This is a genomic window from Phormidesmis priestleyi ULC007, from assembly GCF_003003695.1.
GTDB classification, from domain to species: domain Bacteria; phylum Cyanobacteriota; class Cyanobacteriia; order Leptolyngbyales; family Leptolyngbyaceae; genus Phormidesmis_A; species Phormidesmis_A priestleyi_A.
Window position 1 is genome coordinate 92,453 of record NZ_PVWG01000013.1, and the last position, 15,926, is coordinate 108,378.

At 47.2% G+C, this 15,926-nt stretch carries 11 protein-coding genes; 4 read left to right on the plus strand and 7 right to left on the minus strand.

What is annotated here, in order from left to right; genetic code table 11:
• The first annotated feature begins 102 nt into the window (after nt 1-102).
• Nucleotides 103-2,862 carry an AAA family ATPase gene (locus tag C7B65_RS13430; protein WP_073072254.1) on the plus strand — a complete coding sequence of 920 codons (2,760 nt, stop codon included), beginning with the start codon at nt 103-105 and terminating at the stop codon, nt 2,860-2,862.
• Between the two features lie 241 nt (nt 2,863-3,103).
• Here C7B65_RS13430 and C7B65_RS13435 read toward each other — a convergent pair whose 3' ends face one another.
• The 3 genes from C7B65_RS13435 to C7B65_RS13445 form a co-directional block, all read right to left on the minus strand.
• Nucleotides 3,104-3,652: a hypothetical protein gene (locus C7B65_RS13435; protein WP_083582948.1), complete on the minus strand. Its 549-nt coding sequence runs from the start codon at nt 3,650-3,652 to the stop codon at nt 3,104-3,106.
• A 568-nt stretch (nt 3,653-4,220) separates the two neighbouring features.
• A complete protein-coding gene (locus tag C7B65_RS13440) occupies nt 4,221-5,204 on the minus strand; it encodes an RNA polymerase sigma factor, RpoD/SigA family (protein ID WP_073072255.1) in 984 nt (327 codons plus the stop codon).
• A gap of 797 nt (nt 5,205-6,001) precedes the next feature.
• On the minus strand, nt 6,002-7,732 hold the full coding sequence (locus C7B65_RS13445; RefSeq protein ID WP_073072257.1) for a helicase HerA domain-containing protein: 1,731 nt from the start codon (nt 7,730-7,732) through the stop codon (nt 6,002-6,004).
• Nucleotides 7,733-8,052: 320 nt separating this feature from the next.
• Between C7B65_RS13445 and C7B65_RS13450 the strand changes: the two genes are divergently transcribed.
• On the plus strand, nt 8,053-8,712 hold the full coding sequence (locus C7B65_RS13450; RefSeq protein WP_073072259.1) for a DUF4230 domain-containing protein: 660 nt from the start codon (nt 8,053-8,055) through the stop codon (nt 8,710-8,712).
• Nucleotides 8,713-8,866: 154 nt separating this feature from the next.
• Nucleotides 8,867-9,814 carry a DUF6492 family protein gene (locus C7B65_RS13455; protein ID WP_073072260.1) on the plus strand — a complete coding sequence of 316 codons (948 nt, stop codon included), beginning with the start codon at nt 8,867-8,869 and terminating at the stop codon, nt 9,812-9,814.
• 60 nt (nt 9,815-9,874) lie between these two features.
• Here the strand turns inward: C7B65_RS13455 and C7B65_RS13460 are convergent, their stop codons facing one another.
• Complete coding sequence (locus C7B65_RS13460; RefSeq protein ID WP_073072262.1) at nt 9,875-10,660, minus strand: glutathione S-transferase family protein; 786 nt, start codon at nt 10,658-10,660, stop codon at nt 9,875-9,877.
• 284 nt (nt 10,661-10,944) lie between these two features.
• Between C7B65_RS13460 and C7B65_RS13465 the strand changes: the two genes are divergently transcribed.
• A complete protein-coding gene (locus tag C7B65_RS13465; RefSeq protein WP_073072264.1) occupies nt 10,945-11,460 on the plus strand; it encodes a hypothetical protein in 516 nt (171 codons plus the stop codon).
• Nucleotides 11,461-11,530: 70 nt separating this feature from the next.
• Here the strand turns inward: C7B65_RS13465 and C7B65_RS13470 are convergent, their stop codons facing one another.
• The 3 genes from C7B65_RS13470 to C7B65_RS13480 all read right to left on the minus strand — a co-directional run bounded on the left by C7B65_RS13470 (nt 11,531) and on the right by C7B65_RS13480 (nt 15,848).
• On the minus strand, nt 11,531-12,553 hold the full coding sequence (locus C7B65_RS13470; protein ID WP_073072266.1) for an ABC transporter permease: 1,023 nt from the start codon (nt 12,551-12,553) through the stop codon (nt 11,531-11,533).
• 81 nt (nt 12,554-12,634) lie between these two features.
• On the minus strand, nt 12,635-14,245 hold the full coding sequence (locus tag C7B65_RS13475) for an ABC transporter substrate-binding protein (protein WP_073072268.1): 1,611 nt from the start codon (nt 14,243-14,245) through the stop codon (nt 12,635-12,637).
• A 118-nt stretch (nt 14,246-14,363) separates the two neighbouring features.
• Nucleotides 14,364-15,848 (minus strand): esterase-like activity of phytase family protein, encoded by a 1,485-nt coding sequence (locus tag C7B65_RS13480; RefSeq protein ID WP_073072269.1) that lies wholly within the window; start codon nt 15,846-15,848, stop codon nt 14,364-14,366.
• Nucleotides 15,849-15,926 lie beyond the last annotated feature (78 nt).

The window sequence follows — 15,926 nt, forward strand, 5'->3', positions numbered from 1 at the left end:
GTCTAATAAAACTCTAATTCCTTGCCAGGAGTGATATCTTTTGTGGATAGATTTCACTCAGAGTGTAGTCAGAACATCTGATCTACACTCTACAATCAAGGCATGGAAATTCTCTCGGTTAGCCTCAAAAACTTCAAATCTCACAGCGATCGCCACTTCCCGTTTCAACCGGGCACCAACGCTATCTGTGGTGAAAATGGTGCCGGAAAGACGAGCATTTTAGAAGCGATCGCGTGGGTGCTTTTTGACCACAAAGGCGACTATAAAGTCGAAGATTTGATTCGTAACGGGACGGCGAGTGCCCAGGCAACAGTTGTATTCATCTCCAGCCACGACCAGCGAACCTACAAGATTCAGCGCTGCACTCGATTGGGCTACACGATTTTTGACCCTCAGCTTGGAGAAAAGCTCGCCTACACCCGCATTCGAGAAGAAGTGTTGCCCTGGCTAAGACAACATTTGGGCGTGGCATCGGGGACTGATTTAGCCAAACTGTTTTCTAATACGATCGGAGTTCCTCAAGGCACATTCACCGCTGATTTTTTGCAAACTGCCGAAAGACGTAAGCCGATTTTTGACGCGATTCTCAAAGTCGAAGAATATCGTCAGGCAAACCAGCAAATGCTGACGTTAGAAAAATATGCGAAATCTGAGTCAGAGAGTTTAGAACGCACGATCGCTCACTACGACGAAGCGCTTGAGGAGTGGGAAATCATCACCGATAAACAGCAAACCATTCGCCAAGAAATTGCAGAACTCAACGCTGAACTCGCTCAGTGTCAGCAGCGCTTTAACGAACTGCAAGCCGAGCAAGCCCAACTCAGCACCCAAGCCGCACAGATGCAGCAGTTGACCCGTGAGTTAGAGAAATTATCGGCTCAAATTCAGTCTAAAAAACTAGAGGTCGATCGCCTGACGCTAGAGTTTCAACAAGCCGAACAATCCGTTGAGATTTGCACGACTCATCGCACAAGTTATCAAACCTTTTTGCAAACCGAAACAACGCTACAGGAGTTAGAGAAAAATCGCGGGACGCAACAGTCTTTAATGCAACAGCGTCAAGGATTGGTAAAACAGGAAAGCGATCGTCAAACTAAATTCGCCACCATCACTCAGCAATTAGAACGACGATCGCAGATAGAAACAGAAATTCAACGCCTTGAGCCTTTAATTCAACATCAAATTAAATTAGACCAGCAGCAGCAAGAACTTAATCAACAGCTTCAAACCTGTCATAGCTGGCGACAAACGATTAGCCGCGATCAAAAACGGCTGGCTCAACTCGAAGCGCGTCGCAAACAGCTAGGGCAAGAAATCGAAGATCTAGAGGCATTTGGCGCGATCGTTCAAAAGATTCCCCAACTCGAAGCACAGCAGCAGCGCTATCAGCAACAACTCAGCCGCATTGATGCTGCGACTCAGTTTGAGGCTGACCTGCGGCAGATTGTCACCCAGGCTCAAACCCGCGAAGGCATCTACTCTCATCACCTCCAATCCGCCACCGTCAGGCTCAAAGAGCTTCAGCAAGCGGCTCCAATGTGGGCACCTCACTTGACCGAAGTATTGGCAACTTTGGGCAGCGGAGCCAAACTGCAAGGTCAACTAATGACTGACCTGCAAGGCATTTTAGAAGATTTATCTGAGCAACTGCTTGCCGATCGCTTAAAGCAACACCTCCAACAAGTTCAAACCCAACTGCAAACGGCACGTCAACAGCAAATCCAGTTCCTTAACCTCGATACTAAGCTAGATGCCGAAGAAGCCTTAGCTGCCGAAATTGAAGAAGTGCGATCGCAGATTCTTAACGGTCAAACCCAACTCACCCACGAGCCAGAATTAAAGCAACAACTAGCGCACCTCAACGAGCAACTTCAAGACCTGAATGATCCCCGTGGAAAAACTCGGTTATTACAGCAAGAATTGCAGCAGCAGACAAATTTAGAGGTTCAGCAACGCAAACTTCAAAGTGCTTTATTAGAGATTCAGAACGCAATCGCCCAAGTCGATACCCAACTCGCAGACTTTGCGAATCTTGCCGAACAGATTCGTGAACAGCAAATCTTACGTGACGAACATCGTCCCAGCTATCAGCTTTATCTAGAACATCAGCAGTCTGCAAACAGCTATCGAGGTCGAAAACAGCAGCTAGAAGAAGTGATCGAGCAGACGCAAGCACACCAGGAACGCAGCACAGAGCTTGTCACACAGCAGGCGCAGTTAGCAGAGACGTTTGACCCAGTGCGAGTGGCGATCGTGCAAACTGCCTATCAAGAAGCGAGAGACAAGCAAACTCAACTCACTGCCCAACTGCCCGAAAAAGTCAAACGCCTTGAGGAATACGAAGTCCAGATCTCAAAACTGCAAGCGATCCAAGAAAAGCGAGATCACGCCCAAACGGAAGCAAAACGCAAACAGAAAGTCGAACGCTTCATCAAATTTGCGCGCAAGGCGTACAAAGATGCCGGGCCGCGCATTACCGAACGCTATGTACAAAACATCTCTCGCGAGGCAGATAAGCTATTTCGAGAATTGCTCAACCGTCCAAATGTGGCGCTAGAGTGGACGCGAGACTATGAGATTGTCGTGCAAGAAGGAGCACATCCTCGCCGTTTGATCAATCTTTCTGGCGGTGAACAAATGTGTGCGGCGTTGGCGGTTCGGCTGGCGTTGCTCAAGGTGCTGGCGGATATCAATATTGCTTTCTTTGATGAGCCAACCACCAATATGGATAAAGCTAGACGAGAGAGTTTAGCCGAAGCGATCGCCAACATCAAAACCTTCCGTCAGCTATTTGTGATCAGCCACGATGATACCTTCGAGAAAGTCACCGAAAATGTCATTCTAGTCGAACGCGAACTTTAGAGTAGGTTTCGGAGGATTGTAAATTCAGTCGGACTCGTTACCCCGGAAGCCCACCCGGAACTCAAGTTCCGGGCTGATAGTGGAAGTCCATTGAAATGGACTAAAACTCTGATTCAGCGCTCTTCAGAGCACTTTTGCTATGAGCCGGAAATTTATTTCCTGGTGGACTGAACCGAAGCGATATGACACAAAATATCGGACATACTCAGCCTCAAAGAGTAGGTTTCAGTCTGACGTTTGGTTATTTCCAGACGCGTTGCTGATAGTTTTGCTTGCAGACATCGAGAATGCGTCGATCGTTCTCACTCAGCGTGGTCAATGGCTCAAATCCTTCTAAACTGATCTGCTTCAATGCAGGATTTCCGCGAGTGGCAACTGAGGCAGTTCTCTCCAGGGCGATCGCGTAAGGATTTTCTGATTTGTCGTAACTGTCAACCACTGTTAGAGCAACGCGATCGGGCTGAAACGTTCCATAGGCACAATCAAACGAAGAACGGGGCATAAACAAAGCGCCGACTACATTTCCTTGACGCACCTCAAAGACAAAATAAGCTTTCCCGATCTGATTGGGCTGGCTAGACTGTCCGTAAAGATAGACCCCATCTACCAGCGGGGAGGAATTGACCGCCGTGCTAGCTGGCTTTTGAGGAGTGGCTTGAGCGCTAGACGCGAGTGTGGGTAGCCCGATCGATAGCAGCCCGACCATAAATGACGCACCTGCAACGAGCCGAGTTAGATTTTTTAGAGGTGCAACGGTTGAAGAAAATAAAGGAGAAAATTGCGGCTTCATCGGTGTGCCCTCACATTAAACTTATGTAAATTTATTGAAAACGATCCTGGGATCGTAAAATAACCAGCGAATGACTAGAAGAGAAGTTGCTCACTTTAGAGAAATTACAAATTTCTTCAGTGCTTCACTCAGTCAGCAGATATAGGTCAGTTTGAGAGCGCTACTGCAAAGCCCAAGTGCGAAGGGGAATTGCCTGGGACAGTAGTGAACTTTTCCTTATGACTTATCAAATCATCTTGTCAGATTTGTTTCACTGCCCTCGGTGCCAGTGAACATACTGACCACTGTTAGACGGCTTTAACTCAGCTTGATAAATCGCTGAAATATTTACCAGAACTTAACAGAGACTTTGATTTGCGTAATACTTATTTTTAAGCTAGCACACAGAAAGCACCCAACAAATCACTTGCCTTAAATAGTAATAAGAAGTTAACGTCTGCACATCTATTCATTGGTAGATACGGATGGAAGCTGCCACTTATGCACATTAAAAATGGGGAAGCTCGATCGAACTTCCCCCCTCAATTAAGCATAACTAAAACCTGTATCGAATAGAACGATCGGTCAACTAGCTAGCGATATACTCTCGCACATTCGCTTTGCGACGACGCAGGTGATCGAGCGCTTGCCGCTCTAGCTGACGTACCCGCTCACGACTGAGGTTAAGCCGTTCGCCCACTTTTGCAAGGGATAGCTCATAGCCGTCATCTAACCCATAGCGCAAGGTTAAGACTTCTCGCTGCTGAGGCGTTAGCTCGGTCAAAAGCGTGTTCAGGTCATTTCGCAGCGACTCTTGAGTCATATAGCTTTCAGGCGAAGGCCCGTCATCTTCAAGCAGGTCTTGCAGCTCGGTGTCTTGATTGTCACCGACGCGCAAATCAAGAGAGACAGGCTGACGAGACAAGATCAAAAACTCACGAATCTGCTCTGGCTCAAGCTCAAGCTCTAGAGCGATCTCAGTTGCCGACGGGCTGCGACCTAGCTTTTGAGATAGCTCACGCTGCACCCGCTTGATCTTGTTCAGCTTTTCGGTGATGTGAATCGGCAGACGAATCGTGCGGGCTTGTTGAGCGATCGCACGAGTGATCGCTTGACGAATCCACCAGTAGGCGTAGGTCGAAAACTTATAGCCGCGAGTCGGGTCAAACTTTTCAACGCCGCGCTCTAAACCCAGAGATCCTTCTTGAATCAGATCTAAAAACTCAAGATTGCGCTTCTGGTATTTTTTAGCGATCGACACCACCAGCCGCAAATTGGCTTCGATCATCTTTTGCTTGGCACGACGACCCCGATGCAGAATGCTGGTCAACTCGGCTTCGCTGATCTCAACGTGATCAGCAAGCTCTTGAGGAGTTGGCTCGTGGTCTAGCTTTTTGGCAAGAGCGTCCTTTTTCTCCTGCAACGTCATCATTTGCTGCACTTGCTTGCCCAAAACGATCTCTTGCTCATGGGTCAGCATGGGCACACGACCAATTTCGTGCAAGTAAGTCCGCACCATATCTGCCGTGAAGGGGGACTTAGTAGTCTTTTCTTTAGAGTTGGCAGTAGCCATGGTTGCAGTGAACTCCGTGAATAAAAATCTGTGGGGCAAGGCAGTGGAAACTTGAAGAGGGTGCCCTAGCTCACTTACGCAGGTTAGCTAGGGTGGAAAAAACTTTCATCTCTCGATGTATGGATACAGAGGCGTTGAGAGAGCGATCAAAGAATGACACTTGATGAAGAGATCAGGTGAACGATCAAACCGAAGGGTTGGGGGCTGTGACAATCAATGAGGGGAGAATCGCTTACTTGAAGTCAGTCCGAGTTCGATTTCTACATGTTATTACAAATAATGTCTAGAGTAAAGGGGAAAACCGTCCTTCAATTGGGTGAGTTTTGAGAGATTCGCTTCAGGAACTCTTCTAAACCTGCTCCAAGTCGGACGCAGGTCAGATAGTGAGTGGGCAAACACTGGGCTAATTCATCTATAATGCCTGATCAACCACAGATTTAATAGTGTAATAAATTGAGGATAACCGAACCTTTTTGGGCTATGAAGTGAGGAAGACTGAACAAATTATGAAAAAATCATGAAATGCTCTTTAAGCTTTACCCATTAAGAGTTTTATCAACTTTGTTAGGATGCGAAAGGTATTAAAATCAGTTTGGCTACGTTCTCCTATACGAATAGTTTTAGTAGAGATACAAGAGAGATATGACAGAAGTGTGTCGTTCAGTTAAAGAGTCAATTACTAAAGGGCTTGTGCAAAGAATACCGCTGAAAACTAATCAATTGTTAAGCAGCGCGGACATTGCTGAGTTGCTGATTGAATGAATCCTACAGTTCGTAGCAAGACAGGGTGAGTTGTCTCAAAATCCCAAGTCAGCCTTTGCCACTTCTGCTGCCTTGAAAACCTTGTCGTCGGGCATTTCTTCCCAGGCGACATCTCCAATTTCGGTGTAAAAGGTTTCGTCGTAGGGGCGAGTGCGGATCACCACAGGCATCGGGACGGCGTGACCGAGGATTAGAGCTTGCTGCTTAGAGTCAAGTTTTGAGAGCACCGATCGTAAACTCTGAGCGCCCGAAACCCCTGTAAAAATTGCGTCGATGTCTTTCTCATCGTTCAGCAGGGCGGTGATGCGAGTCCCAATTTGAGACATGACTTCGTTATCGATGCCAGACGGACGTTGATCAACCACAAGCAGCGTCACAAAATATTTCCGCATTTCACGGGCGATCGTGCCAAAAATGGTCTGTCCAACGGTGGCGGGGTCGAGAAAGCGGTGCGCTTCTTCGATCGTGATCACGAGTTGACGAGGACGATCGCTGACATTTTTAGTTTGCAAAAACTTCTCAGCTTTGCGGACATAAGCCTGGTGGATGCGCCGCGCAATGATATTTGTTGCCAGCATATAAGAGAGCAGATTCGACTGAGAGCCGAATTCTACGACGACGTGCTTGCCGTTTTCTAAACATTCCAGAACTTGATCGACGTAGTTGTGAGGGCAACTGTTCCGAATATATTTCAGGTCATCGAGTCGATTTAGCTTGCGTTGCAGTGCCATGATCGATGACTTGCTGCCCATTTTCGTTTCGCAAAATTCTTGAATTTCGCCGTTGCTCATCGTCATGAGGCGATTGATCCAAGCTTTGCCAAACTCGTTGCGGAGAATGACGGCGTTTTCTAGGCTGGCTTCTGAGAGATTGAGTTCTCCGCGCACTAGCATCAGATCTTCGACTTCAAGCTGGTCATAGCCGATGTAGAGTTCTTGAGCATCGCGAACGCCTCTGCGCTTGGTCGAATCGGGATCGAGAGTGAAGATTTGCACCTGTCCGGGGAAGAGTTGCCGCAGTCCTTTAACAGTGCTGAAATGCTTGCCTTCGCGGGTGGCTTCCCAACCATATTCAGAGTGCATATCAAAGATCAGATTGACAGCAGCCTGTTTGCGAATAATGCCAGACAATAGCAATCGCGTTAGGAATGATTTCCCGGTTCCTGACTTGCCAAACACGCCGTTACTGCGTTCGACAAAGCGATCGAGGTCAATGCAAATCGGCACTTCCATATCGATCGGTTGTCCGATCGCAAAGTTGCGCCGAGTCGGGTCATCTTCCCAGCCAAAGACGGCACGAAAGTCTCGATCGCTGGCATCAAACACTTGACTGAAGTGGCTCGGAATTGTCTTGACGGGCAGCAGTTCAATATTGGCGCTTGAGTTGGGTTCGTAAGATGCGGCGGCGGTTTTTGATTTTGATTTTTTCTTTGAAGCATTGTTGGCGGCTTGCGCCTCGCTCATCGCCTCTTCGGGCGTAAACATCAGCATGGGCGTGAGGTCGATCGTGCCATAAGTCCCACTGCCTGCGAGGACTTCTTGCATGAAGGTGTTGCTCGGATCAGGAGGATTTGCCACGATGCGGGGGCTGCTCGTTCCCAGAGACACGTCGGTGAGCATGCAGAAAAAGCGCGATCTTACCCCTTGCACGACCAAAAATTTCCCGACTCGCATCTCTTCAACCGAGACATCGGGATGCAGGCGCACTTCTAACCCTTGGCTCAACGAACCTTGGATCACGGAACCTAACGGCTTTTCTGGATTCATGACGAGCCTCGATCGACCTTCTGGTTTATCGTACCGCGATTTTAGGAGGTCAATACAAGCGTTCTATATTTGAGAATGTGAGCGATCGCAGAACAGAAGTAATATTTTTTGAACACAGGGCGATAAAATGGTTGCGAAATCTTCGTTCCACGAGACGCATTTTCAGTTTTTGTGAACCCTAGTAGAGATTTGTCGCTTAGGATCGTGGCTTAAGTAATGTCGGTTACTTGTAACGTCAATGGGCACGACAGCGCCATGCCCTTACACAGATTTCTGCTTTATTTAATTCACGATCCTTGAGAGCGCCAGGAGAAACTTTAGTGAACACAGCCAATCTTTTCCAGACTGCTATCCAATCGACGGCTAATAAACTCAACAGACAAATTGGGCTAATTGGGGTTAGCGCGTTAGTTGCCATTATGGTGCTCTGGTTTGTTTTTGCCAAGCCTGTTTCTATTGATAAAACTTGGGTTAGAAACCTGATTTTTAGTGGGGTTCAAGATGCCAGTGAGTTTGTTACAGCTACTGTAGATGGCAAAGTGGCAGTGACTTTGGAGGAAACAACAAAGAAACTGAAATATTTTCCAGTTGGAAAGACTCATCTTGTTTATGAAGGAGTCGGCAAAGTGCAGGCAGGGTTAGATCTGACAAAGTTAGAAGTATTAGAATTCGACTCTAGTCAACACTCTATTCGCATCTCGCTTCCCGCTGCTCATATTGTTGCGGTCAATCTCGATCTCGATCGCTCGTCAACCCTGGCAAGCTACCGCGAATATTTTGGGGCAAAAGCGGGAGCGGAAGAGTATGAGAAGGTTCAACGTCAGGCGATCGATGTCATCCGCAAGGAAGCCTGCGAGAGTAAAATTTTGAAAGCCGCAAGCAACAACGCCACTCAACAGTTGGAAGTTATCTTGACGAAAGCAGGGTTTGAGAAGATCAAAATTGACACCCGTTTCGATTCCCCCAAGTGTAACCTGTGAATTTACATAAACCCGATGATGCTTCACCATAACTTCATTGTGCTCGTGTAAAGATTGACCCAGAATGCTCTCTTGATACCAACTTGGGAAAAACGATCGCAAATCCAAATGGTGTAGCTAGGTGCATGAAGACCAATATTTGAGGGGTTTGATTGTGAACGATCGGAAATTAGATGCCGTAATTCCTCTGACGCTCAAGGATTATCCAAGATTTGAGATTTTGCACACATCCTTAAAGCTTTTCTTCAAAGATTTGGGCAAATGCTGGATTGTTACTCCTGATCATGAATTCGAGCAAATTAAGTCGCTGATTTCAGACGAGCAATATTGTGTGATTCCAGAATCGAGCTTGGTGCCTGAGTTCAAAATCTTTCGATCGTCCAATCGATTTAGCATTTTTAAATCGGTGCCAGGGTGGTTTAAGCAGCAGATTATTAAGATTGCGATCGCGGACAAAATAGAAACCGATTTTTACCTCACGCTAGATGCAGATGTGATCTGTACAAAACCTGTCTACTTTGAAGATTTAATTAAAGACGGACGGGCAGTTTGTTACATTCATCAAACGCACACTCATCATGATTGGTACGGCTGGGCAGAAGAAGTCCTCAAAATGACTGCCAGGAGCCGCGAACTATTGCACAACGTGACTCCAGCCGTGCTAAGTAAGCAAGCAATGCTGGAATTGCAAACCTATTTGACGCAGGTTTACCATAAGACAAAATTCCCACTCAGACGAAGAGATCTGAAAGTCGTTGCTTTGAAGTTTCTAACTACATTTTTACCCAAAAAATCAACGCTTCGTCATCAGTTATTAAGCTGGAGATCTTATCTATCAGTCTGCACGCCGTGGACAGAATACGGTCTTTATTATATTTTCTTAGAAGAGACAAACCGATTCGACAAATATCACATTGAAGTCACAGACCCCATTTACACAAACGATGATTCTGTTTGGTATAAAGAAACCTTTGAATCTTGGGATGTTGAGAAAGTATTTAGCCCTGAAAGCAGCCACTTTTTTGTCATTGTTCAAGGTTGGCTAGATCTCGATATTCAAGAAGTTTGGCAGAAAGTTGATCAGTATTTGAACAAGAGCTAAATAATTCTAAGCAGGTGAATCAGTGGGACAGGCAAGATGCCCATCCCACAAAATAACTCACTAGTCAATATCGATCGAGGTCGGTGAAGAACCCGATGGAGTTGCAAACGGCGAAGACTTGCGGAAGTCAGCATAGAGCTTGTCGCGCCAAGTGAAGAACGGCTCAAACGTGCCAACGTCTGCGATTCCAGAAATGCCTTGACCTTTGAGCGCCTCAGGGATATTCAAATAAGAACCCGTGGGAAATTTGACATACATCGTTAAACCTGCGACGGCAAAGTCTGCCAGCGTTGGCGTATCTCCCAGCAAATAGGGTTGCTCCAGCAGAATGAAGCAGAGGGCCGTTAAGTCACGCTTGAGAGCAGCTTGAGCATCTTTAACGGCATCGGCTCCCATGCCCATACCCAGAAAGCCAAATAGCTCTTGGGGAATGGCACCCACCAGGTTCTTAAAGACATCAGGAACCGAGTTGGGCAGCAAAGCCGTGCGGAAATTTTGATTAGAGCCGATCGAGCCAATTAACCCTTTACGAGCATTGAGGCCGATCGATTCGTCTGCCCATTGCTCGATCAGCAAACATAACCCCTTCTGTTTTGGCTCAGAGGGAATGATCGGCTTTTCGGGATATTTTTTGTCTAGATATTCTGCGATCGCCGTTGAGTCTGCAATAATCTCGCTGCCATCTTTGAGGACGGGCACCTGTCGTTGTCCAGACAGTTGATAAAGCTCAATTTGTCCAACGCCGGGAGTGACTTCAATCTTGCGATATTCCAGACCCTTATAGTCTAAAATCAGCCGAACTTTTTCAGCGTAGTGAGACATCTCAAATTGATATAACTCCAGCATAATCAGCCTCCAGTTTACGATTAAGAAAGTAGCGCTATTTCGTTCCTGATCAACGCTTCTAGAACAATTTTAGTGTGGTTACAGAAAACCATACTCTAGCGTTAAAGCGCTCATTCTGTATCTGGCGTGGGAGCGAATTTCAGAATCTATACGTTCTTTTAAGACCTCTGCTCAAATCTCACCCTAGACAGAACTCCATCAACTCCTAATGACAGAGAACACAATCATGCTCGTCTCCTAAAGTTTGAAAGGTATATAAAGCTACATTTTTTGGAGCGTATTTCATGAACTCATTCAGTCACGATCGTTTAATCAAGCGCATGATTGCTCTGCTAGGTGCGACCGGACTCGCTGCCTTTTCTGGGCTACCTGCTTTCGCTCAAGTCAACCCCAATAACCGATCGGTAGATTGCTCGGCTTATGTCAATGGGGGTATTGGTGGCCCAATGAATAATTCAGGTCAGTCGAGCTATGACACTGCAACGGTTCCTCAAAATCGCTCAAATGCGATGAATCAATCGGACAACTCATCTAACAGCTACAACTCCTATGGAATGAGCCGTGATGGTCAGTTTTCGGCTAGAAACCCCAATGCAGCAATTCCGTTTCGCAGCAACGGGCCGGCGGGCACGTCTGGCGGAGAATCGAACCTGAATTTACAGGCGTATAGTGCAGATCGGGGAGCTTCATTCAACCGCGCTTATTCTACTCCAGATCGGTCTAGTGCAAATCCGATTCCGCGGTCTAGTGCAAATCCGATTCCGGTAGAGTGTCTACCTGGTGGCGTTAACAATCGATAAACCAGCGTTAGCAACGCATTGATTAACAGAGTTAGCGGATGAGTGATCTAACAGATTGTTCATCCGCTATTTAGTATCGAATGCGGGGATCGATGTAGGCGTTGATTACGTCGATCGCGATGCTTGACAACGCCACGATCGCTGCAAAAAATACAACAATTCCCTGCACGGTGGGATAGTCACGCTGCGCGATCGCGCGATATAAGCGGTTAGCGAGTCCGGGCCACGAGAATGTAACTTCTGTCAAAATTGCGCCACCTAGCATTGACGCTAGCGTTAACCCCAAGATTGTAATCACTGGAATCATCGCATTCTTAAGCGCATGATTAACAAGGATTTTTCGTTCGGGGATGCCTCTGGCTCTGGCAGCTTCTACATAGTCGGCTTGGAGCGTTTGCTTGAGATTAACGCGCACAATACGCTCGAAGATGCCACTGACTAAAACTCCCAGTGTGAGTGAGGGCAGCGCCAGATAGTATAAGGCGATGAAGAACTGATTGAGATTGCCCTTGAGAAGGCTATCGATCGTATACAGTCCGGTAATGCCTTGAGGTGCAGGAACCGTGACTGGGAAGCGGGTGCCCAACGGGAACCAACCGAGTTGCACTGAAAAAATTAACTGCAACAGCATTCCTAGCCAGAATAGCGGAATGGAATAAGTGATAATGCCAAACAACCGACCGCCGACATCGATCGCGCTATTGGGGCGAGAGGCAGAAATTACGCCAACGCCAATGCCAACGATCAGCGCGATCGCCATGCTGACGATCGCCAGTTCAACCGTTGCCGGAAAAAACTTGCCAATAATCTCCCACACCGATTCCTTACTGGTGAGTGATTTACCTAAATCTAGACGCAGCAAAGCGCCCATATAGTCGAGATATTGCAAAAATAGTGGCTTTCCCAAGCCCAACTGAGCGCGTAAAGCTTCCTTTGCGGCTTCGGGGGCACGCGGGCCTAACAGCGCATCGATCGGGTCTCCGGGCGTGGCTCGCAGCAGCAAGAAAACCAGGCTTGTGATCAGCCACAGCATTACAGGGGCAAGCAAGACCCGCGACAAAATGTAGTAACGCAGAGAACTCGATCGAGACATGGGTCAGTTCAAAAAGAGACGTTTAATGATTGTCTTTTAGTTTGGCAGTTGCGATCGGCTTTTGATTCAAGTCTTCCTGATTTAGGACTTACGCATTTCCCCAAAGGGAACTTTTTGAGTCACTTCTAAATGAGCGCCTTGAATTCCTTTTTGAGCGAATAGATAATCTTTGTTTTGCCAAAGGGGAATAAATGGAACATCTTGAGCCGAGACCTCTTGCAATTCAGCAAAGATCTTTTTGCGAGTTTCGGGGTTGAGTTCTTGACGACTGCGATCGATTAACTGATTGGCTCGATCGCTATAGTAAAATGACCCTTGAGCAAAACTCTGTCCTTCTTCGCATCCCGCTTTCACACTACCTTTAGAGCATTCTAGAAACGGATAAATGTAGTTATCTGCGTCAAGAAAATCAGGAGTCCAGTCTAATAAGAAAATGGGATAAACGCCTTTGTCTAAGTTTTTATAAGCTGCGGTAGATTCAATGCTGTTTAAGTCGATTTGCATCAATCCACCAAGCTCTTTTTGAACAATCGCTCTTAGCGTTAACGCTGCCATCTGATCGTTGCTTAAATTAGAACGATACCAAAGCTCAACTTTGAGAGGATTCTGGACTGAATAGCCTACTTTTTGCAAAAGCTCTGTCGCTTTGTTGACGTTGCGATCACCATAGACTTCAAACACAGGTTTCTGCACCGCTAACGTTGCCGGAATCAAACTATAAAGTGGTTCAATCTGTCCTTGAAACACGCGACTTTGTAGAAGCGGACGATCAATGATGGACGCGATCGCTTGCCGCACTTCTAACTTATCCAATGGCGGCGAATTGATATTTAAGGTGAGATAATTAATGCCGCTCCCAGATTCCTCAATAATCTGCCAGCCTGCACTTGCTTTTTTCTCCTGCAACGCCCGAATTTGATCTAACGCGAGGCTTTGATAAGCAACGTCGATCGCGCCAGTCCGAAAGGCGTTAAACAGATTGGCAGGACTGGAGAAAAATTGAATATCAACGCCCTTGTTAGCGGGTTTTTTGCCCCAATAGCGATCGAACGCTTCTAACTGCATTGAGTCGGTGCCATATCTCACCAGTTTGTAAGCACCTGTGCCCACAAATTGATCCGACTTAAACGACCCTTCTTTGATTTCATAAGCGTTTGGAGAAACCGCACACGCACCCGAAAACGCCAACAGTGAAGGAAATGCGGCAAACGGCTTTTTGAGTTTGATCGTTAGCTCATAGTCTGCCGATGGCGTAATCGAGTCAACACTATCAGAAATCAAGAACGAGGGTGCGCCGCCATTTTGAATAAATCGCTGAAGCGAAAACGTCATCGCTTTGGCATTAAACGCAGCCCCGTCATGAAACACAACACCGCGACGTAAAGGAATTTTATACGTTAATCCATCCTTGCTGACGATCGGCAGAGCCGTTGCCAGTTGAGGTTCAAGTTCGCTAGTGCCCAGCTTATAGGTATAGAGCCGATCGCCCAAGTTATAGAGCAAATTGCCAGAAAAGATATTGTAAGCATCTGCGGGGTCGATCGTGCTCACTGTCGCAGTTGTGCCTAGCGTAATTCGTCCACTGTTGAGGTTGGGTGAATCTAGCGTAGAGTGATTGCAACTCACTGCCAAAATGCAGCACAGACAGAATAACACCAACGATCTGAGGCGCTGCCGCAACTGGTTAGCCATAAAACCGGGGGCTTCTAAAATAAGGTATAGCCAGTCTATACCAGTTGAACGCGCTAAATTTGCCCTCACCCTAGCCCTCTCCCGCAGGAGAGGGAACAGGAGATCGAAATGAGAATGGCTACTGCGCTGTCTGTTTGCGTTTGAGTCCAAATGCACCGACTGCGATTAGTGCAAGCCCGATCGCTGATGCAGGTTCGGGAACTTTAGCTGGAGGCACAAAGCCTTTTAACTCTGCACCGCTTGCTTTAAATGAGTAGAGATAAGTCGGAATTAGCGTTGATCCGGCTGGGCAACCGCTTCCCAACGGAATCGAGATACCATTGGTACACACATCAAACTGAACGTTACTGCCGTTTTGGGTGACGCTAAAGTCGTTATCGGTGCCAATCAGCAGTGCATAAGAGCCATCTGTTAGCTGAGGCCCGATCGCCAGCCCTTCTAGCTTTTCGGGGATTTTTTGACCTGATGCTTTGAGCGCATCAGCAATGTCTAAAAAGAGCGATTTGCTGACGGCATTGATGCCCACCGGAAGCGCATTCGTGCCAGCCAGACTGGTATCACTCACATTAGTTGCCCCATTCAGGCTGATTTTATAAACCCGTTTGCTGCCGATCGGGTTAGTGCCCGCTGGGTCATCAACGCCAACGCCCCGGTTATCCCGTTCTAAAACCAGAAACTCGCTGTTGTTGAGGGCGGTAATCGCACTAATGCCAATATTGCGCCCCTGCTGAGTCGCCGTAAAGTCATCGGCGGTGCCAGGAATGCGATCGTTAATCGTGCTGATGTCTTCTAGCTGATAAATATACTGTCCGGTGTTTTTCCCGGTTTTTGTGTCAAATTCTACGAGTCGCAAATTTCGACTGCGGCGACCATCGGGGCTGGCTGGGGTGCCTCCCTCATTCACGAGTGGGCCTTGCAGCAGCGCAAATAGCTTTGAGCCATCAGGACTCAAAGTCACGCCTTCAAAGCCGCGATTGTCTTGACGACCGCTAATCAAAGTCGGGCGACCAGCCACAAAATTTAGCCCAGTTGCATCTTTAGGCAGCAGATTGCTGGGTGTGGCAAACGATCGAACTAATGAACCGTTCGCACTAAATTCGTTAATCGAAGGGCCATATTCGTCAGCGATGTAGAAATTGCCATTTGGTGCGATCGCAAAGCCTTCTGGATCGAGACTCAAGCCCAACTTGCTAGCATCACCATTCAATAGTTTTGGATTCAAGCCGTTGTAATTGCTACCCGCATTAGTGAGCAAGATAGTGTCGAGAAGTTTGAAGCCTGCGATCGCGCCTGTCTTGGCATCAACATCCAGCGAAAACTTTTCAACTCTGGTGTTATAAGAAATCGTGCCGCCGCCAGGGCCGCGATCGACGAGTCCGTAGTAAAGGTTTTGATAGCGATCGTAATACAAGTCTGAAAAGAAGCCGCCTAGCCGATTGGCGTTGGCTCCACTCCCTGCTGCGAGGTCGGTGCTTTCTCCCGGAATCACCAAGTTATTCACCAGAGATGCCCCTTGAGCAGAGCGAACACCGTGAATGTTGCCAGCGATCGACATCAGCAAAGAGCAACTCAATAACGAAATCCAATACTTTGTTCTCAGCATGATCAACGAGTAAAAATAGCGACATCTATAACATCCAATATTTTCTTTAAGAAGACGTTCAGAAAACGTTAAGTGATC

Excerpts from the sequence above, each read along its gene's own strand:
- C7B65_RS13440 (WP_073072255.1), bottom strand. The coding sequence starts at position 5,204 with ATGGCTACTGCCAACTCTAAAGAAAAGACTACTAAGTCCCCCTTCACG.
- C7B65_RS13465 (WP_073072264.1), top strand. The coding sequence starts at position 10,945 with ATGAACTCATTCAGTCACGATCGTTTAATCAAGCGCATGATTGCTCTG.
- C7B65_RS13470 (WP_073072266.1), bottom strand. The coding sequence starts at position 12,553 with ATGTCTCGATCGAGTTCTCTGCGTTACTACATTTTGTCGCGGGTCTTG.
- C7B65_RS13480 (WP_073072269.1), bottom strand. The coding sequence starts at position 15,848 with ATGCTGAGAACAAAGTATTGGATTTCGTTATTGAGTTGCTCTTTGCTG.
- C7B65_RS13435 (WP_083582948.1), bottom strand. The coding sequence starts at position 3,652 with ATGAAGCCGCAATTTTCTCCTTTATTTTCTTCAACCGTTGCACCTCTA.
- C7B65_RS13430 (WP_073072254.1), top strand. The coding sequence starts at position 103 with ATGGAAATTCTCTCGGTTAGCCTCAAAAACTTCAAATCTCACAGCGAT.
- C7B65_RS13460 (WP_073072262.1), bottom strand. The coding sequence starts at position 10,660 with ATGCTGGAGTTATATCAATTTGAGATGTCTCACTACGCTGAAAAAGTT.
- C7B65_RS13445 (WP_073072257.1), bottom strand. The coding sequence starts at position 7,732 with ATGAATCCAGAAAAGCCGTTAGGTTCCGTGATCCAAGGTTCGTTGAGC.
- C7B65_RS13475 (WP_073072268.1), bottom strand. The coding sequence starts at position 14,245 with ATGGCTAACCAGTTGCGGCAGCGCCTCAGATCGTTGGTGTTATTCTGT.